At 65.8% G+C, this 19,670-nt stretch carries 20 protein-coding genes; 12 read left to right on the plus strand and 8 right to left on the minus strand.

All coding sequences use genetic code 11. The annotated features are described in order from the left end of the window. Positions 1 to 92 precede the first annotated feature (92 nt). The 3 genes from ACODRZ_RS03935 to ACODRZ_RS03945 all read left to right on the plus strand — a co-directional run bounded on the left by ACODRZ_RS03935 (position 93) and on the right by ACODRZ_RS03945 (position 4,771). Positions 93 to 2,900 (plus strand): TonB-dependent receptor, encoded by a 2,808-nt coding sequence (locus ACODRZ_RS03935; RefSeq protein ID WP_488969556.1) that lies wholly within the window; start codon positions 93 to 95, stop codon positions 2,898 to 2,900. Next, complete coding sequence (locus ACODRZ_RS03940) at positions 2,900 to 4,015, plus strand: phytase (RefSeq protein WP_488969557.1); 1,116 nt, start codon at positions 2,900 to 2,902, stop codon at positions 4,013 to 4,015. The genes ACODRZ_RS03935 and ACODRZ_RS03940 overlap by 1 nt, the downstream gene beginning before the upstream one ends. Before the next feature lie 78 nt (positions 4,016 to 4,093). Then, on the plus strand, positions 4,094 to 4,771 hold the full coding sequence (locus ACODRZ_RS03945; protein WP_488969558.1) for a lytic transglycosylase domain-containing protein: 678 nt from the start codon (positions 4,094 to 4,096) through the stop codon (positions 4,769 to 4,771). Between the two features lie 144 nt (positions 4,772 to 4,915). On the opposite strand, the gene galU is transcribed toward ACODRZ_RS03945, so the two are convergent. After that, entirely contained in the window at positions 4,916 to 5,797 is an 882-nt protein-coding gene (gene galU, locus ACODRZ_RS03950; RefSeq protein ID WP_488969559.1) for a UTP--glucose-1-phosphate uridylyltransferase GalU, read from the minus strand. Positions 5,798 to 5,954: 157 nt separating this feature from the next. Between galU and murA the strand changes: the two genes are divergently transcribed. From murA to ACODRZ_RS03965, 3 genes are all read left to right on the plus strand, one after another. Further along, the gene (gene murA / locus ACODRZ_RS03955; protein WP_488969560.1) at positions 5,955 to 7,238 is read left to right on the plus strand and encodes a UDP-N-acetylglucosamine 1-carboxyvinyltransferase; all 1,284 of its coding nucleotides are present in this window, start codon (positions 5,955 to 5,957) and stop codon (positions 7,236 to 7,238) included. Between the two features lie 59 nt (positions 7,239 to 7,297). Next, positions 7,298 to 7,504, plus strand: a complete 207-nt coding sequence (locus ACODRZ_RS03960; RefSeq protein ID WP_488986167.1) for a hypothetical protein — start codon at positions 7,298 to 7,300, stop codon at positions 7,502 to 7,504. Between the two features lie 184 nt (positions 7,505 to 7,688). Further along, on the plus strand, positions 7,689 to 8,183 hold the full coding sequence (locus ACODRZ_RS03965; RefSeq protein WP_488969562.1) for a metallophosphoesterase family protein: 495 nt from the start codon (positions 7,689 to 7,691) through the stop codon (positions 8,181 to 8,183). Positions 8,184 to 8,230: 47 nt separating this feature from the next. Here the strand turns inward: ACODRZ_RS03965 and ACODRZ_RS03970 are convergent, their stop codons facing one another. Next, positions 8,231 to 8,464 (minus strand): ribbon-helix-helix domain-containing protein, encoded by a 234-nt coding sequence (locus ACODRZ_RS03970; RefSeq protein ID WP_488969563.1) that lies wholly within the window; start codon positions 8,462 to 8,464, stop codon positions 8,231 to 8,233. A gap of 178 nt (positions 8,465 to 8,642) precedes the next feature. Between ACODRZ_RS03970 and ACODRZ_RS03975 the strand changes: the two genes are divergently transcribed. The 3 genes from ACODRZ_RS03975 to ACODRZ_RS03985 are packed head-to-tail and all read left to right on the plus strand — an operon-like array spanning position 8,643 to position 10,312. Beyond that, positions 8,643 to 9,023 (plus strand): PadR family transcriptional regulator, encoded by a 381-nt coding sequence (locus ACODRZ_RS03975; protein WP_488969564.1) that lies wholly within the window; start codon positions 8,643 to 8,645, stop codon positions 9,021 to 9,023. After that, positions 9,013 to 9,579: a DUF1700 domain-containing protein gene (locus ACODRZ_RS03980; protein ID WP_008832543.1), complete on the plus strand. Its 567-nt coding sequence runs from the start codon at positions 9,013 to 9,015 to the stop codon at positions 9,577 to 9,579. The genes ACODRZ_RS03975 and ACODRZ_RS03980 overlap by 11 nt, the downstream gene beginning before the upstream one ends. A 22-nt stretch (positions 9,580 to 9,601) precedes the next feature. After that, entirely contained in the window at positions 9,602 to 10,312 is a 711-nt protein-coding gene (locus ACODRZ_RS03985; RefSeq protein WP_488969565.1) for a GIN domain-containing protein, read from the plus strand. Positions 10,313 to 10,507: 195 nt separating this feature from the next. Here the strand turns inward: ACODRZ_RS03985 and ACODRZ_RS03990 are convergent, their stop codons facing one another. Further along, positions 10,508 to 11,455 (minus strand): L-threonylcarbamoyladenylate synthase, encoded by a 948-nt coding sequence (locus ACODRZ_RS03990; protein WP_488969566.1) that lies wholly within the window; start codon positions 11,453 to 11,455, stop codon positions 10,508 to 10,510. Between the two features lie 49 nt (positions 11,456 to 11,504). Here ACODRZ_RS03990 and ACODRZ_RS03995 point away from each other — a divergent pair, with 49 nt between their 5' ends. Beyond that, on the plus strand, positions 11,505 to 12,344 hold the full coding sequence (locus ACODRZ_RS03995; RefSeq protein WP_488969567.1) for a DUF815 domain-containing protein: 840 nt from the start codon (positions 11,505 to 11,507) through the stop codon (positions 12,342 to 12,344). Between the two features lie 121 nt (positions 12,345 to 12,465). Here ACODRZ_RS03995 and ACODRZ_RS04000 read toward each other — a convergent pair whose 3' ends face one another. Continuing rightward, a complete protein-coding gene (locus tag ACODRZ_RS04000) occupies positions 12,466 to 13,956 on the minus strand; it encodes a PQQ-dependent sugar dehydrogenase (protein ID WP_488969568.1) in 1,491 nt (496 codons plus the stop codon). Positions 13,957 to 14,017: 61 nt separating this feature from the next. On the opposite strand from ACODRZ_RS04000, the gene ACODRZ_RS04005 reads away from it, so the two are divergent. Together ACODRZ_RS04005 and ACODRZ_RS04010 are read left to right on the plus strand one after the other, a co-directional pair. Then, a complete protein-coding gene (locus tag ACODRZ_RS04005; protein ID WP_488969712.1) occupies positions 14,018 to 14,500 on the plus strand; it encodes a GAF domain-containing protein in 483 nt (160 codons plus the stop codon). 151 nt (positions 14,501 to 14,651) lie between these two features. Beyond that, on the plus strand, positions 14,652 to 15,311 hold the full coding sequence (locus tag ACODRZ_RS04010) for a glycine zipper 2TM domain-containing protein (RefSeq protein WP_488969569.1): 660 nt from the start codon (positions 14,652 to 14,654) through the stop codon (positions 15,309 to 15,311). A gap of 76 nt (positions 15,312 to 15,387) precedes the next feature. Here ACODRZ_RS04010 and ACODRZ_RS04015 read toward each other — a convergent pair whose 3' ends face one another. From ACODRZ_RS04015 to mnmG, 4 genes are read right to left on the minus strand one after another with little or no spacing between them, the layout of a single operon-like run. Then, positions 15,388 to 16,350: a ParB/RepB/Spo0J family partition protein gene (locus tag ACODRZ_RS04015; RefSeq protein ID WP_488969570.1), complete on the minus strand. Its 963-nt coding sequence runs from the start codon at positions 16,348 to 16,350 to the stop codon at positions 15,388 to 15,390. After that, positions 16,347 to 17,123, minus strand: coding sequence for a ParA family protein (locus ACODRZ_RS04020; protein WP_488969571.1), 777 nt, complete (start codon positions 17,121 to 17,123; stop codon positions 16,347 to 16,349). Before ACODRZ_RS04020 ends, ACODRZ_RS04015 begins: the two co-directional genes overlap by 4 nt. After that, the gene (gene rsmG / locus ACODRZ_RS04025) at positions 17,120 to 17,761 is read right to left on the minus strand and encodes a 16S rRNA (guanine(527)-N(7))-methyltransferase RsmG (protein WP_488969572.1); all 642 of its coding nucleotides are present in this window, start codon (positions 17,759 to 17,761) and stop codon (positions 17,120 to 17,122) included. The genes ACODRZ_RS04020 and rsmG overlap by 4 nt, the downstream gene beginning before the upstream one ends. After that, positions 17,758 to 19,605: a tRNA uridine-5-carboxymethylaminomethyl(34) synthesis enzyme MnmG gene (gene mnmG / locus ACODRZ_RS04030; protein ID WP_488969573.1), complete on the minus strand. Its 1,848-nt coding sequence runs from the start codon at positions 19,603 to 19,605 to the stop codon at positions 17,758 to 17,760. The genes rsmG and mnmG overlap by 4 nt, the downstream gene beginning before the upstream one ends. Positions 19,606 to 19,670 lie beyond the last annotated feature (65 nt).

Here is a 19,670-nt window from a genome sequence, read left to right on the forward strand (position 1 = left end):
ACTGCCTTCGTTTCATCACGTGAGCGTCATGGAACGGGCCTACGGGCCGCCCTCAAGGACACACAACGTCGCTTCAGGGAACCATTCCAGCTATGAATCGCTCGCTCCAGCTCGTCGCAGGGCTGCTTGCCTCGGCCTCCTTCGCCACCATCGCGCATGCCGGTGAAGTTGCAGGCCATGTCAACGATGCCACCGGCACCCGTGCGCTCCAGTCCGCCACCGTGCGCATCATCGAACTGAACCGCCAGGTCGAGACCGACCGCGACGGCTCCTACGTCTTCGGTGACGTGCCCGCAGGCACCTACACGCTCGAGGCCCGCTACGTCGGCGCGGAAGTGACCACCAAGAGCGTCACCGTACCCGCCACGGGCCGCATCGACGGCAGCTTCGACCTCCCCGCGATCGGCGGCGGCGACATTCTCGTCACCGGCCAGACTGCAAACCTGACCAGCGCCCTGTCGCGCCAGAAGGCGGCGGACGGCGTCGAATCGGTCCTGACCCGCGACGCGGTCGGCCAGTTCCCCGACCAGAACGTAGCGGAATCGCTGCGCCGCCTGCCGGGTGTCAACATCCTCAACGACCAGGGCGAAGGCCGCTTCGTGGCCGTGCGCGGTCTCGATCCGAACCTCAACTCGACCTCGCTCAACGGCGTGCGCGTGCCTGCCCCCGAATCCGACGTGCGCCAGGTCGCGCTCGACGTGATCTCGGCCGACACGATCGAATCGATCGAGGTCAAGAAGAGCTTCACCCCCGACATGGACGGCGATTTCGTCGGCGCTTCGATCCAGATCAACACCACCAGCGCCTTCGATTCGAAGAAGAACCGCTACAACGTCAGCGCCGAGGGCAGCTGGAACGACTACTCGGGCAAGGTAACCCCGAAGGGCTCGTTCGACTTCACCCAAAAACTCGGCGAGGACTTCGGCGTTGCCGGATCGGTCAGCTACTACAAGCGCAAGTTCGAGACCGACAATGTCGAGATGGCCGACTGGACCGAGAACGACAATGGCGCGGTCTATGGCGAAACTCTCGAATACCGCGACTATGACGTGGAGCGCACCCGCATCAACGCGGCGCTCTCGTTCGACTGGCGCGTCTCGGACACGACCAAGGCCTACGTGCGCGGCAACTGGTCGCAGTTCGACGACCATGAATACCGCCGCCGCACCACTTTCGATTTCGGCGACTTCGGCGATGTCGCGACCGCCTCGGGCTCGACCGTCAGCTTTGACACTGCCGACCTCGATGACGGCGACAAGCTGACCGTCGAGCGCGACCACAAGGACCGCTTCGAACGCCAGCGCATCCGCACCGTCGCGATCGGCAGCGACACCGACACCGGCGTCTGGAAGTTCAACTGGCAGGCCAGCTACGCCAAGTCGACGGAGAAGGAGACCTTCTCGCTCGACCCGATGCGCTTCGCCGCCGACTTCGAGAACGATTCAGGCGCGCTCGTCACCGTCGACAACTCCGGCCGGTACTTCCCGACCTACACCTCGAGCGGCATCGATGACGCGAGCGACTACAAGTTCGACCGCCTCGAACTGACGACCCTGTCGGACAGCCAGGACGAGGAATGGGCCGCCAAGGCCGACCTCGCACGCACGTTCGCGGGCGACAACGGTGACTTCACCATCCAGGGGGGCGCCAAGGCCCGCTGGCGCACGAAGTCCTACAACTTCAACATGAGCCGCTTCGACGACTACGACGGCGACTTCACCCTCGCCGACGTCCTGGGCAAGCAGACCTATCGCCTGCTCGACATGGGACCGGTCGCCAACAAGACCGGTTCGGCCGACTTCTACCTCGCCAACAGCGCCGGCTTCGAACTGAACCCGGAAGACAGCCTGATCGACAGCTCGACCAGCGACTACAAGGTCAAGGAAGACGTCACCGCCGCCTACCTGCTCGGGCGCTGGGACTCCGCGACGCTGCGCGTGATCGGCGGCGTGCGCATGGAGCGCACCCATAACGACATGAGCGGCAACCTCGTCGCGGTTTCGGAGAACGACGACGGCGACACCGTCATCGACGTCTCGCCGGTCGCCTACAAGCGCAACTATACCAACTGGCTGCCCAGCCTGACGGTGCGCTACAGCCCGCAGCAGAACCTCGTCGCGCGCTTTGCCGGTTACAAGACCGTGGTGCGCCCGAACCTTGGCGACATGGCTCCGAGCTATACCATCAACGAGGACGGCGAGGGCACGTTCGGCAACCCGGCGCTCAAGCCCTACCAGTCGTGGAACTTCGACGCAGGGTTCGAATACTACTTCGCCAACAACGGCGCGCTGACGTTCGGGGCCTTCTACAAGTCGGTTAAGGACTACATCTACGACCAGACCTCGACCGCCAGCGGCACCTTCAACGGCGTAGAGTACACCGAAGTCGAGCAGGCGGTGAACGGCGACAAAGCCGAGATCGCGGGTATCGAACTCGGCTACAGCCAGGTCTTCTCGATGCTGCCCGCACCGTTCGACGGCCTGCTCACACAGATCAACTATACCTACACTTATGCCCGCGGCTCGGTGTTCTACGAGAACGACGAAGGTGACCAGATCGCCCGTCGCATCAACCTGCCGCAGTCGTCGAAGAACACCTTCAACGTCGTGCTCGGCTACGAGAAGGGTCCGATCAGCCTGCGCGCGGCCGGCACCTTCCGCGACAAGTACCTCGATGAGGTGGGCAACGCGGCGGACCAGGACCGCATCGTCAACCAGCACTTCCAGCTGGACCTCTCGGCCAAGTACAAGCTCACCGACAACATCCGCCTCTTCGCGGATTGGGTGAACGTGAACAACGCCAAGTACTACGCCTACCAGAACTACGCGGGCGCACAGCGTCTCCTCCAGTACGAGGAATACGGCTCGACCGTGAAGTTCGGCGCGAGGATGTCGTTCTGATGAAGCGTAACCTCACGAGCATCGCCGATGTCGTGAAGCTGGGGTCGGGAGCTTTGCTGCCGGCCCTCCTGCTTTCCGCCTGCGCGACGACGGGGACCGCCCCCGAGGCGCCGCGCCCCCGCTATCCCGCAACGGATATTCCGGCCGAGGGCGAGACCATGCCCGTAGGCACGGGCAACGCCGATGCGGCAGACGATCCGGCGATCTGGCGCAATGCGGCGAACCCGGCCGCCAGCCTGATCCTGGGCACCGACAAGAAGGCGGGGCTCTACGTCTACGGCCTTGATGGTGCAGTGAAGGACTTCTCGCCCGCCGGTGCGCTCAACAATGCGGACCTGCGCGAAGTGCGCATGGCGGACGGATCGCCTCGTATCCTCGTCGGCGCCAGCGACCGCACCGACCGCGCCGAGCCGCGCATCGCGCTGTTCGGCCTCGACGGCGCGACAGGCAAGCTGAGCGTGCTCGGCACCGAATCGTTCCTGCCGGCAGGACATGCCCCGGCCGAGGCTTACGGCTTCTGCATGGGCGCACCGCTGGTTGCAGGCGAACTGGCCCGCGCCTACGTGGTGCTCAAGGACGGCACCGTCGCCGAAAGCCGCCTCGTCGAGAAGGCCGGCAAGGTCACGGCCGAGCACCTTCGCGACGTCAAGTTCGCGACCCAGTCCGAGGGCTGCGTCGTCGATGACGTCACGAAGACACTCTACGTCGCCGAAGAGGACGTGGCGATCTGGAAGGTGCCGCTTGGCGCCCCCACTCTGACCGCCAGTTCCTACGCCCGCGTGGGTGAGGCGGACGGCCTGGTCGACGATATCGAGGGCCTCGCCATCGCGCGGCAGGCCGACGGCCGCGCCTGGCTCGTCGCCTCGAGCCAGGGCGACAACGCCTATGCCCTGTTCGACCTTGCCACCGGCAAGCCCGCGGGCCGCTTCCGGATAAACGGCGGCGCCATCGGCGGCACCAGCGATACCGACGGCATCGAAGTCGTGCTCGGTGATTTCGGACCGCAGTATCCCGAAGGGCTGTTCATGGCGCAGGACGGCGACAACGCACCCAGGGCGCAGAATTTCAAGCTGCTGTCCTGGCGCTCTATCCGTACCGCGCTGGGCATCCGGTAACCCGACTCCGCCGCATCCGCGTGTGACTCGATCTCGCGGATGCGGTAGGACGGCGACCATGGTGAGGGAAACGAATCGATGAAGCGGATTGAGGCACTGGCCGTGCTCCTCACCGTTTCTTGCGCGGCATTGCCCGCAGTAGCCCACGCGGATGTTCTGCAGATCGGCAACTCCGGCGCCGAATGGGTCGCTGGCGGCCCCTCCGCCCTTCCCTCCGTCTCCGACATCGCACAAGTTGACCAGTCATCGGGTGTCGGATTCATCGGCAGCACTGTTGCGAAGGCGACTGAGCAGGTCGAATCGACCCCGATGGAGGTCGATTCAGGGCTTCACCCGCAGTCCATTACCGAAGCGCTCGACGCGGCAGGCCCGACCCGCTGGCGTGAGCGCGTCGCCCAGCTTGCGGCCAAGTACGACATCAGCCCGACGCTGCTGGAAGCGGTCGTCTGGCAGGAAAGCCGCTGGAACGAACTGGCCCTATCGCCGGTGGGCGCGCGTGGGCTGGCCCAGCTCATGCCCGGCACTGCCGCGCAGATGGGCGTCGATCCCGCCGATCCCATGGCCAACCTCGAAGGCGGCGCGCGCTATCTGCGCATGCAGCTCGATGCTTTCGGCGGTGATCTGGAGAAGGCGCTGGCCGCCTACAACGCCGGTCCTGCTCGCGTGCTCAAGGCCGGCGGGATTCCCAATATCCGCGAGACCAGGGCCTACGTCGCCTCGATCATGGCGCGGCTGACCGATCCGGTTCGGCAGTAAGGAAAGAATTCCTCCCCGAGCTTGTCTCGGGGAGGTGGCAGCCCGTCAGGGCTGACGGAGGGGGAATCTCGTGATCCATCCCCTCCACCACTCGCTTCGCGAGCGGTCCCCCTCCCCGAGGCAAGCTCGGGGAGGAATTTACGTTCAGCCCAGCAGCTTCTGCGCGATGGCGCGCACGTCGTCGCGCATATCCGGACGGTCGAGCGCGATCGCCAGCGTCGCTTCCACGAAACCTACCTTCGAACCGCAGTCGAAACGGCGGCCGTTGAAGGTCACGGCATGGAACGGCTGCTGGCCGATCAGCTTGGCCATCGAATCGGTCAGCTGGATCTCGCCGCCCGCGCCCTTGCCCTGCGTTTCGAGCAGGCCCATGACTTCGGGCTGCAGGATGTAGCGGCCAGAGACGATCTTGTTCGAGGGCGCCTCTTCCACCTTGGGCTTCTCGACCAGGCCCTTGACCTCGGTGAGATTCCCCCGGCTCTCGCCCGGCGCGATCACGCCGTAGCTCGACACTTCCTCATGCGGCACTTCCAGCACCGAGACGAGGTTGCCGCCCACTTCGTTGTAGGCCTCGATCATCTGCTTCATGCAGCCGGGCGAGCCGTACATCAGTTCGTCAGGCAGGAAGATCGCGAAAGGCTCGTCGCCGACGACCGCGCGCGCGCACCACACCGCATGGCCCAGACCCATCGGCACCTGCTGGCGCACGGTGACGAGATTGCCGGGCTGGATGCGCGTCGGTTCGAGCGGATCGAGCGACTTGCCGCGCCCGGTCATCGTCGCTTCGAGTTCGTAAGCTGTATCGAAATGCTCGACGATCGCGGTCTTGCCGCGGCCGGTCACGAAGACGAACTCCTCGATCCCGGCTTCGCGCGCCTCATCGACGGCGTACTGGATCAGCGGACGGTCGACGACCGGAAGAAGTTCCTTGGGGATCGCCTTGGTGGCGGGAAGGAAACGGGTGCCGAGACCGGCGACGGGAAAGACGGCTTTTCGGACCGGCTTGCGGAATTTCGAGTCACTCATGGGTCTGGATAATGCCTCGCTCATGTTGCGGTTGCGTTTAAAGCCCGGAAATAGTCTTAGCGCAACAACCCCATGTTAATCTTACCGAACCCTTAATCCGGCGCGAAATTGCATCCGATCCCGTTGAAGGACGCGCGTTTGGCGCTAAAGGACGGTGATGGACAAGATCATCATCGAGGGCGGCAAGCGCCTTTCCGGCACCATTCCCGTTTCCGGCGCCAAGAACGCCGCGCTCACGCTGCTGCCCTGCGCGCTGCTGACCGAAGAACCGCTGACGCTGCGCAATCTGCCGCGTCTGGCGGATATCGACGGTTTCCAGCACCTGATGAACCAGTTCGGCGTCTCCACCGCGATCGCGGGCAGCCGTCCGGAAGACTTCGGCCGCGTCATGACCCTGCAGGGCACGCGCATCACCAGTTCGGTCGCGCCTTACGACCTCGTGCGCAAGATGCGCGCCTCGATCCTCGTCCTTGGGCCGATGCTGGCGCGCATGGGCGAGGCGACCGTGTCGCTGCCCGGCGGCTGCGCCATCGGCAATCGCCCGATCGACCTGCACCTCAAGGTCATGGAAGCGCTGGGCGCGACGATCGAGCTGGCCGCCGGCTACGTGCGCGCCATCGCCCCTGACGGCGGGTTGCCGGGCGGGCGCTACTCGTTCCCGGTCGTCTCCGTGGGCGCCACCGAGAACGCGCTGATGACCGCCGTGCTGTGCAAGGGCAAGTCCACCCTGCACAATGCCGCGCGCGAGCCCGAGATCGTCGATCTGTGCAACCTGCTCGTCGCGATGGGCGCACAGATCGAGGGTATCGGCACGAGCGACCTCACCATCCACGGCGTCGACCGCCTCCACGGCGCGACCTACATGGTCATGCCCGACCGCATCGAGGCCGGCTCCTACGCCTGCGCCGCCGCCATCACCGGCGGTGAAGTGCTGCTCAAGGGCGCGAAGATCGAGGACATGGAAGCCACCGTGCAGGCGCTGCGCGATGCAGGCGTCCACGTCGAGCCCAAGGCCGACGGCCTCCACGTCGCCTCGGACGGCAAGCTCAAGCCGGTGACCCTTTCCACCGCGCCCTACCCTGGTTTCGCCACCGACATGCAGGCGCAGCTGATGGCGCTGCTGTGCATGGCCGAAGGCTCCAGCGTGCTGACCGAGACGATCTTCGAGAACCGCTACATGCACGTTCCCGAACTCAACCGCATGGGCGCGCGAATCGAGACCAAGGGCCGCACCGCGATCGTCCACGGCGTACAGGGCCTCACCGGCGCCGACGTCATGGCGACCGACCTACGCGCCTCGATGAGCCTCGTGATCGCCGGTCTCGCGGCGCAGGGCCAGACGCAGGTGCACCGCCTCTACCACCTCGATCGCGGCTACGAGCGCCTCGAAGAGAAGCTGGCGCTGGTCGGCGCGCAGATCGAACGTGTCGGCGGCGACTGAGGAAACCGCGAAGGCCCATGGCGCGTTTGCTCCTCGAACTGCCGAGAGGAGAGACGAACATGGGCCTCATCAAGTTGGCGGCCGCCGGAGCGGTCGGCTACGCCCTCTACAAATACGCGACCGAGAAGAAGCAGGAAGCCGAGTTCGCCGGCGGCGTGCGCGATTCCGGGCCGGAACACATGAGTTCGCCGCCGAGGAACTGGGACAAAACCGACGAGGCGGTCGACGAGAGCTTCCCGGCGAGCGATCCTCCATCGACATATTAATCACCGGTCGTGGTCGCAAAAAAGGGCGGGAAAAGCAAAGGCTTCCCCGCCCTTCTGCCATCCGTCGCAAATTCGCGCGGACTGCCTGATTCTCCGCATTCCAGCTGGAACGAATTGTTTACCTAACCCGTTGAAACCCTTGTCGGAGCGCCGGGGCGGCCGCTTCCGGGACGGGAAGAAGACGATGGCGATCCACTTTGTCGCGGACCTGAACTTCAACGGCGAAAGCGCCATCCACGCGATTCCCTACGGCTTTCCCGATAGCACCGAGATGACCCGCCGCATCTGCGAAGTCTGGCGCGCCCGCGTGGCCGACGACGACAATGTCTGGATCCTCGGCAATGTCGGAAACCCCGTCCACCTCGGTGGTCTGCCCGGCATCAAGCACCTAGTGCGCGGCGCAAGCGATCCGCAGCCCTGGAACTGCCTTGCTACAGGCCGCTATGCCAGCGTCTGCGACGTGCACCGCCTCGATACGGCCCACGGCACCCTGACCCTCATCAACGACCCCACGAAAGCTCCGGAAGACGATGCGCTCGTGCTGCACGGCCATACTCGGCAAGCATGGCGCCGCCCCGGCCACAACTGCGTGGCCGCGCACGGCCTCGGATGGGGGCCGGTCAGCCTCGACATGCTGCTGCGCAAGCCCGCAGAGTTGAGGCTCAGCCGCGCAGCCTGACAGCCGCCTCGCCAATACTCCCCTTCGTCATTGCGAGCGGGATTGCTTTAGCGTAGCGCCGACGTCGCCAGCCAGACCCTGACCGCCCCGGCCAGCCCGGGCGGCGTCTCGGCTTCCAACCGCTCCGCATCGATCCGCGCCACCAGCGCGTTCACCGGCACCCCCTCCTGCCCGGCCGCCCGCTTGAGCAGTTCCCAGAACACCGGCTCGAGGCTGATCGAGGTCTTGTGCCCGGCGATCTCAACCGAACGCTTGACCGGAGGATGATAAGGCGTGGTCATCACGCCGCAGCCTAGCCGTCCTCCTCAGCGCGGAAAACCCCGGAAATCAGCCGCAATCCATTGACCGATACCTATCGATAACAAGGTATCTTGCCTCGAACTGTACTTTTCTAAACAAGGTATCTTGCAACACACAGTAGCTGGCTATACACAATGGGCATCCGCAGGAGATGATTCGATGTCCGAAATCGAAATCCAGTTGAAGAAAGGGGTGCTGGGACTCTGCGTCCTGGCGCTGCTCTCGCGGGGAGACAGCTACGCCTACGAGATCGCGAGCCGCATGGCCGACGCGGTCGATATGGGCGAAGGCACGATCTACCCGCTGATGCGCCGCATGCAGTCCGAAGGCCTGGTGAAGACCTACCTTGAGGAATCGCCCTCCGGCCCGCCCCGCAAGTACTACAGCCTCACCGAAACCGGCCGCTCGCGCCTTGCCGAGCAGGTCGCCGAATGGCGCGGCTTCACCAAGGCCGTGGACACGCTGCTCGACGATGCCGCAGAGCCGACTGCCGTTCAGGAAGGCCCGATTCAGGAAGGAGAGCCCAGCCATGATGCGTAACGAATTCATCAAGCGCCTGAAGGCGGGCCTCAAGGGCATGCCGCAGGACGCCATCGACGACATCGTCGCCGACTACGAAGAGCACTTCGAAGCCGGCCTTGCCGAGGGCCGCAGCGAAGAGGAGGTTGCGACGGCCCTCGGCAACCCGAGCCGCCTTGCCCGCGAACTGCGCTTCGAAACCGGCTTCCGCAATTGGAAGAGTGATCGCACGCCGTCGTCCGCCTGGGGCGCGATCCTTGCCTTCATGGGCCTCGCCACGATCGACATCCTGATCCTGCTGCCGATCGTGCTGCCGGTTCTGGGCGTGGTCTTCGGCCTGTTCGTGGCGGTGCTGGCGGCCTTCGTCGGCGGCGGCTTCATGCTGATTGCCGGGCCTTTCTCCGGCTTCCCCGGCGGCCCGCTGATCGCGATCCTGCTGGGCCTCGGCACCATGAGTGCTGCGGTCGGCATCGGCGCCCTGCTCACCATCGTGGGCATCGGCGTGGTCAACGCCCTCATGTGGTTCGGCCGCCTGCACTACCGCGTGCTCGAACCCGCCATCCATCCCGAAGACTGACGACGACAAGGAGGACCAAGTGATGCTCAGGAAACTGCTCATCGTATTCGCCAGCGGCCTGATCCTGTCGATCGCCGCCTTCGCCCTCGCCTGGACTTTCGGCGGCGAGAAAATGAAACAGGAATTCGAGACGAAGGGTTGGTACTTCGACGGCGGCGACGATCACCACGACCAGGGACCGCGCAAGACCCGCGTGTTCGCCATCCAGTCGGGTAGCCAGCTCGCCATGGAAGTGCCGGTGGACCTCGAATTCACGCGTGGTGACAAGGCCGAGATGACCGTCGAAGGCCCCGCCAGCGTGGTCGACCGGCTGGTCTGGGCAAACGGCCGCCTCTCGCTTAACGGCAGCGCCCGGATCCATCGTGGCCTCAAGGTGCGAATCACCGCTCCCGAGATCGCCGGGCTGGACCTCGATGCACCGGGCGACGTGGATCTCCACGGTCTCGACCAGGAATCCTTGCGCATCAACGCTCGCGGCGCCATCGACCTCGACGCATCGGGCAAGGTCGCCCGGACGTTCGTGACCTCCGACGGCGCGGGCAACATCGACCTCGGCAAGGTTCAGGGCCGCGACGCCACGATCCGGATCAATGGCGTGGGCGACGTGACCATCGGCGCTACCGGCGTGGTTGACGTGGAGATCAACGGCGCGGGCAACGTCACCCTCGTCCGCAAGCCCGAGACGCTGCGTAGCCGGATGAACGGCATCGGCGATATCGACCACGATTACTGAGAAACGTTCCACGTGGAACATGCGAGGCCCGTGCCGTCACTCGACGGTGCGGGCCTTCGTTACCCGCCTTGCCCGGCTGCCCTTGCCCCCTCGTCATTGCGAGCGCAGTGAAGCAATCTAGGCCAGTCTCAAGCCGCCCTGGATTGCTTTGCTACGCTCGCAATGAAGAAGAGTGGGAGAAGATGGCGTGATGCCTCAGGCCGCGGCGCGGCGCAGGCGGTCGTTTATGGCAGCCCCGATATCGCCCTCGGGGATCGGCGCCACGGCGATGCGCGGCTGCGCTGCAGCGGCTCCGGCATGGAGCAGCGCATAGAGCCGCGAGGCCGCCTCGATCAGATCCCCGCTCGCCGACAAGGTCACCTCCCCCTTCACTGCGCCGAAACCGATGTGAAATTCGTCTGCCGCTGCCTCCACCGCATCGAGCCGCACCGGCTTGCCCGGCGCATAGTGGCTGGCAAGCTGCCCCGGCGCCTCGATGGCCTGCGAAGTCACCGGCTCGCTCGAAATACCCAGGACAGCGGCGATCCGATCCTCCGGGATCGGCCCCGGACGCAGGACCTGCCAGCGCCCCCCTTCCCGCAACGCGACGATGGTGGATTCGAGACCCGCCTCACAGGCGCCGCCATCGAGCACCGCATCGACATTCGCCCCGAGCGAGGCGACGACATGCCCGGCTTCGGTCGGGCTCACCCCGCCGCTGCGATTGGCGGAGGGTGCCGCGATCGGTAGTCCCGTCGCCGCGATGACCGCCCGCATCACCGGATGCGCCGGACAGCGCAGCGCGATCGTGGGCAGCCCGGCGGTGACCGCAGCGGCAATCGGCGCGCCCTCGCGCAGCGGCAGAACCATGGTAAGAGCACCCGGCCAGAACGCCTCCGCCAGCGCCAGCGCACGATCGTCGAACTCGGCCAGCATCTGCGCCGAAGCCAGATGTTCCACGTGGACGATCAACGGATTGAAACTCGGCCGCCCCTTGGCGCGGTAGATCGCCGCCACGGACTCGTCCCGGTCGGCTCTCGCGGAAAGGCCGTAGACCGTCTCAGTCGGCACCGCGACAAGGCGTCCGCCCCGCAACAGACGCGCGGCGGCTTCGATCCCGACGGGACCGGCTTCAAGCATCTCGGGCTGGGTGGCGTGCTCCATACCCCGCCGCTATAGCCCCACGGCGACGAATGCCAAGGACATGCAACAGATGACGACCCAGCCCGCCGAGCACACTGACGTTCTCACGCGCATCGCCGAAGCACTGGAACGCCTCGTGCCTCCCGCGCCCACTGCGACCAACTGGCTCGCCCATCCCGCCTACGTCTGGACCGGCAGCACCGCGAGATCGGTCGAACAACTGGACGCCCCTGCCCTCGCCCTGCTGCGCGGCATCGACACCCAGAAAGACCGCGTCGTCACCAACGTCGAGCGCCTTGCCGCAGGCCACGCCGCGCACGACATGCTGCTCTGGGGCTCGCGCGGGATGGGCAAGTCGGCCCTGCTGCGCGCCGCCGTCCGCTCCGCCGACGCGGCGCACCCGGGCCGCATCGCGCTGGTGCAGGTGGCGCAGGAAGCCCTCTCCGGCGTGACCGACCTCTTCGCCGCACTCGGCAAGGTGGACCGCAGCTTCCTCGTCTTCATCGACGATCTCGGTTTCGAGGAAGGCGACGGCGCCGGGCCGCGCATCCTGCGCTCGTGGCTGGAAGGCGGCGTCGAGGCACGCCCGGCGAACGTGCGCCTCGCCGTCACCTCGAACCGCCGCGCCATCGTCGGCCGCTCGATGTCGGAGCAGGACGATCCCATCAACGCCCGTGACGCGGTGGACGAAAAGCTGGCGCTGGCGGATCGCTTCGGCCTCTCGATCGGCTTCCACAACTGCGATCAGGATTCCTACCTCGCCATCATCGGCGGCTATGCCGGGGAATTCGGTCTGGAGTGGGAGCCGGCGGACGCGCTGGAATGGTCGCGGCGGCGTGGGGCTCGCTCGGGGCGCGTGGCCTGGCAGTATGTCAATGAATTGGCTGGAAGAGCAGGGAAAGCAATATAAACGCAGGGGTTAACACCCCTGCACCCCATTACCGTCGTCGCTGTGCGCGCATCACCGTAGCTGCACGCACGACGACGACAGTTTGGGGGTCTGGGGCGATGGCCCCAGGACTTCCTTCTTCTTACTGCGGCAGCAGCCTGTCGTCTTCCTTCCGGAATCCCCCCATCAACTTCGCCGCTTCTTCCGGAGAAGTCGGATCCTTGATGTCCTCACGCGGCTTCATGTGCTCGGTGACGACGGGCTTGATCGCCGCAGAAGGCTGTGCCCCCGGCGACACCACGCGCCAGACGATCCCCGCCGTATCGTCGCTGACGAGCAGCGCGCCGCCCTTGTCCCACGTGACCCAGGTAGGACGGCCGTGCGTATCGCCGTTGTCCTTGAGGAAGCCGGTCAGCACCGGCTGCGGCTTCACGTCCTTCGGATTGCCGTTGGCGTCGAAGGGAATGAACACTACGTCGTAACCCGCCGAGGGGCGGCGATTCCACGAACCGTGACGCGCGATAAAGACGCCGTTCTCGTAGCCCTTGCCCATGCGGTTGCCGCCATTGGCGAAGGTCAGCCCCAGTGCCGAGACATGGGCGCCCAGCGCATACTCGGGCTTCCGGGTATATTCGATCATGTAGGTCTGCATCGGCCACTGGACGCGCTCGTCGAAAGTGTCCTTCCAGTAGACCCACGGCCAGCCGTACTGCGCGCCGACCGGAACGTTGGTCAGATAATCCGGCACGAGATCCGGGCCGAGCATATCGCGCTCCTGCACCGTCGCCCACATCTCGCCGGTCGAGGGGTTCCAGCCCAGGCCGTTGGGATTGCGCATGCCCACCGCAAACTGGCGGCGGCGGGCGGTAGCGACGTCGATCTCCCAGATCATCGCGCGGCCGGTCTCTTGCTCCATGCCGTTTTCGGCAATGTTGCTGGCCGAGCCGACCGCGACGTAGAGGTGCTTGCCATCCTCGCTCAGCAGCAGGTTGCGCATCCAGTGATTGCCGGCGGGCGGCAGGTCCATCATCGTGCGCAGCGGACGGCCTTCCAGCTTGGTCTGGCCGGGCGTGAAGGCGAATTCCAGCACCTTGTCGTGGTTCGCCACGTAGAGCTTGCCGTCGCGATAAGCGAGACCGGAGGGCGAGTGCATGTCCTCGCTGCGCAGCGTGGTCTTCAGTTCAGCCTTGCCGTCACCGTCGGCGTCACGCAGCAGGACGATGCGGTCGGGCGAAGCAACTCCGGCGCCAACGCGATTGAACATCAGGCCCATGACGAAGCCGGTGATCCCGCCCGGCTTGTTCCCGGCCGGCGCATTCGTCTCCGACACCAGCACGTCGCCGTTGGGCAGCGTCAGCATGGTGCGCGGATGATCGAGCCCTTCCGCAAAGCGGGCAACCGTCAGTCCCTGAGCCGCCTTGGGCGCCTCGCCCGCAGCCCAGCCCACCGGCTTGGCGAGCTTGATGCTGGGGATCCACTGCGCCTTGGCCTCGACCAGCTGCGGGTTCTTGCCTGCAGTCGCATCGCTCGGCAGGTCCGAGGTGTTGGAGTTCAGGCCCCAGTACACGAACCCGGCGGCAGCCAGGACGATCACGGCGGAGGCGATGGCGGTCTTCTTGACGATCGGATTCATGCGCCAAGAGATAGAGCCGCACCGGCTGGCCGACAACAAAGACTTGCGCTAAATGCGCCGCATGTACGACTTTGCCGCAGACGCCGATCTCCCCAAGCCCGAACTCTACAGCGCCCTCGCCCGCGCCGCCGATGCGCTGGTGCAGGGAGAACCCGATCCCATCGCCAACATGGCCAATCTGGCGGCGGTGATCTGGCAGTTCGTGCCCGACCTTAACTGGGCCGGTTTCTACCGCACGGTGGAGGACGAACTGGTGCTCGGCCCGTTCATGGGCAAGCCCGCCTGCATCCGCATCCCCTTCGGCCGCGGTGTATGCGGTACGGCGGCAGCGCTCGGCACCACGCAGGTCGTGCCCGACGTCCATGCCTTCCCCGGCCACATCGCCTGCGACGCCGACAGCCGCTCCGAACTGGTGGTGCCGGTCCTGCGCGACGGCAAGCTTATCGCCGTGATCGACCTCGACAGCCCCACCCCTGGCCGCTTCGATGACGAGGACGCCGCCGGGCTGCAGCTTCTCGCGCAAGTCGCCTCCCTCGCCATTTGATCTCTGGCCATCCGAGCCCGCACCAAAACGGGACACCGACAGTGCATCCGCGCAAGACGCTTGGTTTTGCGCGGATCACGATGCTAAATTTTGCGTTAACTGACGGGGCTGACTTCGTGGCCTCCGCATTTCTCGCGAAAGGGTGCCCTCGATGCGTCTTCCCCTGCATGCCGTCGTCATCGCGACGCTGTCCCTGGCCGCATCTCCGGCCCTCGCCCATGACGCGCCAGACGGCCGCCCCTACGGTTATGATCGCGGGTATGATGCCCGTGGATACGACGCGCGCGGCTACGATCCGCGCGAAGCATGGCTCGCGGATTGCCGCCAGCGCCTGTCCTCGCGCGACTCGGGCGTCGGCGGTGCCGTCATCGGCGGTGTGGTCGGCGGTGTAGCGGGCAACCGCATCGCCGGACGCGGCAATCGCACGGTCGGCACGGTGGCAGGCGCGGCCGTGGGCGCCGTGGCCGGAGCCGCAATCGACAAGGCCGAAGATCGCGGCCGCAATCGCGACGAATGCGAAGCCTATCTCGACGACTATTATGCCCGCTACGAGCGTGGCGGCGCTTACCCCGGTTACGCACCGCAGGGCTACTACCCCGCCTACGGCTACCCGGCGCAGGGTTGCTGCATGGCTCAGCCCATGATGATGGTCCCGGTCGCTCAGCCCCAGCAGAACTGCACCGAGACGGTCGAGTACGTCTACGAGGACGTGCCGGTGCGCCCCGCCTACCACGTCATCCCCCGCCGCAGCAAGGTGGTGCCGGACAAGCGCGTGAAGATCGTCCCCGACAAGCGGGTCCCCATCAAGTAAGCCGAAACGAAGAGACCCGGCGCGGCATTAGGCCGCCCCGGATCTTTTCCTTTTACACGCAATGACGAGGCAAGATTCAGATCGCGCCGCCGGTCAGGCGCTGGCAGATCAGATCGAGCTGATCGAGCGTCGCATAGCGGATCGTCACGGTGCCGGTCGAAGGATCGGCATCGGCGCTGATCTTCACCGGCAGGCCGAGGAATTCCTCGAGATGGTTCTGCACCGCCGCGATGTCCGCATCCTCCGAACCACTGCGCGCCGCGCGTGCGGAACGGCGGGGCGCCACGTCGCCGCGCTGCTTCTTGCGCACCAGCTTTTCCACGTCGCGCACCGACATCTGCTTGGAGACGGCAGACACCGCTATGTCTTCGGCGTCGTCGCAGCCGATCAGGGCGCGGGCATGGCCCATCGACAGATCGCCCTTTTCGACCAGCAGGATCACGCCGTCAGGCAGAGCGAGCAGGCGCTGGAAATTGGCGACATGGCTGCGGCTCTTGTCGACCATGCGGGCGATCTCGGCCTGCGTCATGCCCTCCAGTTCGGCGAGGCGATTGTAGGCGCGCGCCTCTTCGATGGGGTTGAGATCCTCGCGCTGGAGGTTCTCGATCAGCGCCAGCGCCATGACCTCGCGGTCGGACAATTCGCGGACCAGCGCCGGAATCTCGTGAAGCTGCGCCTTCTGCGCCGCGCGCCAGCGGCGCTCACCAGCGACCAGCTGATAGCGCCCGTTGTCGAGCGGGCGCACGATGATGGGCTGGATCACGCCGCGCTGGGCGATCGAGGCGGCGAGTTCCTCCAGCGCCGATTCCTCGAAGTAGCGACGCGGCTGATGCGGGTCGGGCTTGATATCGGAGATCGACAGCACCGCCAGGCCACCGCGCGTCGGAACGACCGTGCCGCCCTCGCCCGTCGCCGGCACCGGCTCCTCGCGTCGGCTTTCGCCCAGCAGCGCGCCGAGGCCACGGCCAAGACCCTTGGGCTTCTGCCCGCCCGCCTTGGGCTGGGGTACGCTGAAGCGCACGATGGAATCGTCGTTCATGCCGCTTTCCTCTTTTCGGGCAATCGGGTGATCAGCTCGCGGGCGAGCGCCATGTAGGCACGGCTGCCTGCGCAGGCATGATCGTAGATCAGCGCCGGAACCCCATGGCTCGGCGCTTCGGAGAGGCGCACGTTGCGCGGAATGACGGTCTCGAACACCAGCTTGCCCAGCACCGATCGCACGTCGTCGGAAACCTGCTCGGTCAGACGATTGCGGCGATCGTACATGGTCAGCGCGATGCCGATGATGCCAAGGTCGGGGTTGAAGCGCTGCTGCACCCGCTCGACCGTCTGCAGCAACTGGCTGAGCCCTTCGAGCGCGAAGAACTCGCACTGCAGCGGCACCAACAGGGTATCGGCGGCATTGAGCGCGTTAAGCGTCAGCAGGCCCAGCGAAGGCGGGCAATCGATCAGGCAAACGTCGTAGCCGAGGTCCGGCGTCAGCGTGCGCTGCAGGCGATGCGCGCGATCGTCGGCGCTGACCAGTTCGACTTCGGCGCCCGACAGGTCCACCGTCGCGGGCAACAGATCAAGATTGGGAATGCGGGTGGGCATGACGCACTGCGACACCGGCACCTTGTCGACCAGCACGTCATAGGACGATGCCTCGCGTTCGGAAGCGCCGACGCCGATGCCGGTGGAGGCATTGCCCTGCGGGTCGATGTCGATCAGCAACGTCTTCCAGCCGGTGGCCGCCAGCGCGGTCGCGATGTTGATTGCCGTCGTCGTCTTTCCGACGCCGCCTTTCTGGTTGGCGATGGCAATGCGAATCACCCGATCTTACCCTTCCCGCCGGCAAGCGTGCCGACAATGATGCCCGCCTGCGGGTCCGTCAGGGACTGTTCCACGTGGAACACATGCCGCCACTTGCGAAGGTCTGCCAATTCTTGACCGGCAGACCGCCCTTTGGGCAACAGGAACACGGTGTCACTTGTGGAAAATCGCGCGGATAACGTCAGCAATTTGTCGAGAGGCGCAAAAGCACGCGCGGAGATGACTGCTGCCTGACGACTTTCGACCAGTTCGAGACGTTGTCCGGCAACCGAAGCGCGATCGAAGCCCATCGCGATTCGCGCCCGGTCGAGCCATTCGATTCGCCGCGCGCGCGATTCGACCATCACGACTTCGCATTCGGGCCGAAGCGCCGCGATCACTAGTCCAGGGAATCCCGCGCCGGTTCCGAGATCAATCCAGGGCGTCGATGTTTCACGTGGAACATGCGGCAGCAGCTGCGCGCTGTCGACGATATGCCTCAGCCAGACCTGATCGAGACTGGCGGCCGACACGAGGTTCTGGCGCTGGTTCTCTTCCGCCAGCATGGCGACGAGCAGTTCCAGTCGCTCCATCGCCGCCGCATCGCATTCGGGCAGCGCACGCAGCCATTCGCGCGCCTCTTCTTCGGTCGTGATCACGCGGCCTCCCTGCGGGCATGGACAAGCAGCGCCGCCAGCGCCGCCGGAGTGATTCCCGGAATCCGCCCTGCTGCCGCCAGGGTGGCAGGACGCGCCCTGGTCAGCCGCTCGACCATCTCGCGGGAGAGGCCGGCGATCCGGTCATAAGGAAAATCGTCGCCAAGGCTCAGCGCTTCGCTGGCGCGCAGATCACGCAGTTCGCGCTCCTGCCGTTCGAGGTAAGGCGCGTAAGCCGCGTCTTCAGCCATCTCGTCAAGCAGTTCGGCATCTGCGCGCAAGGCGGGATCTAACCACGGCTCCAGACCGGCAATGTCGACACCGCCGAAGCGCAGCCATTCGCGCAGCGGCAATCGCCCGACATCGGAGCGCACCGGCAGTCCCGCCGCCGCCAGCTCGGTAGAAGCCAGGGTCGCATCGAATGCTTGGCCCAGTGCCGCCCTCGCCTCCTCACGCCGCGCGAACCATTCGCGGCGAGCGGGGCTTGCCGCTCCGACCTCGATGGCCAGAGGAGTCAGGCGCGTGGTGGTATTGTTGGCGCGCAGCCGCAGACGATACTCCGCGCGGGCGGTGAGCATGCGGTAGGGCTCGCTGACACCATGCAGCGTAAGGTCGTCCACCATCACCGCCATGTAGCTGTTCGCCCGGTCAAGAGCGGGAGGCTGGCGACCGATCACTTCGGCCGCCGCGTGAAGACCCGCGACCAGACCTTGCGCCGCCGCTTCCTCGTAGCCCGTCGTGCCGTTGATCTGCCCTGCGCAGTAGAGGCCTGGAATCTCGCGCAGTTCTAGACTGGAACGCAGGGCGCGCGGATCGATATGATCGTACTCGACGGCATAGCCGGGCACGACCATCTCCACCGTCTCCAACCCCTCCATGGTGCGCAGCATTTCGAGCTGGACGTCGGCAGGCAGAGAGGTGCTGACCCCGTTGGGATAGACGAGGTGCGTGGTCAGCCCCTCAGGCTCGAGAAAAATCTGGTGCCCTTCGCGGTCGGCGAAGCGATGAATCTTGTCCTCGATCGAAGGGCAATAGCGTGGCCCCTGCGCCCCGATCGCGCCGGAGAACAAGGGCGAGCGGTGGAGGTTGGCGCGGATGACATCGTGGCTGCGCGGGTTCGTGCGGGTGATGGCGCAGAACACTTGCGGCACGGTACGCCGCTGCTCCATCGGCGACATGGTCCAGGCCTCGCCATCCGAGGGTTGCTCGTCGAGCCGGGACCAATCGATTGTCCGCCCATCGAGGCGAGGCGGCGTGCCGGTCTTGAGCCGTGCCATCGGCAGCGCCGCATCGCGCATCTGGGCTGCGAGCCGCTGCGCCGATGCTTCACCGATACGTCCTCCGACCAGACGCTCTTCCCCCCGGAACAGGGTGCCGCCAAGGAAGGTGCCGGTGCACAGGATCGTGGCAGGCGCAATCAGCCGGCTACCATCAGCGAGATCGACACCGACCGCACGCCCGCCTTCAAGCACCAGTGCCGCCGCCTCGCCGGCGACCAGCGAAAGATCGCCCTGCTCTTTCAGCAGCCGCTGGATCGCCGCCTTGAACAATACGCGGTCTGCCTGCACGCGCGGCCCCTGCACCGCGCTGCCCTTGGAGCGGTTCAGCATCCGATAGTGGATCGCCGCGGCATCCGCAGCCCGTGCAATGAGTCCGTCGAAGGCATCGACTTCGCGCACGAGATGACCTTTGCCCAAACCACCGATAGCAGGGTTGCAGCTCATCGCACCGACCGCATCGAGGTCGAAGCTGACGAGCGCCACGCGCGCGCCCATGCGGGCGGCCACGGCCGCCGCCTCACAGCCGGCGTGGCCGCCGCCGATCACGATCACATCGAAGGAGTGCATCCGCCGCCTTTACCGCGTCGCGGATTTCACGTCAAAGTGCCTCAACGTGTTCCACGTGGAACATT

Source organism: Novosphingobium sp. FG90, from assembly GCF_057808725.1.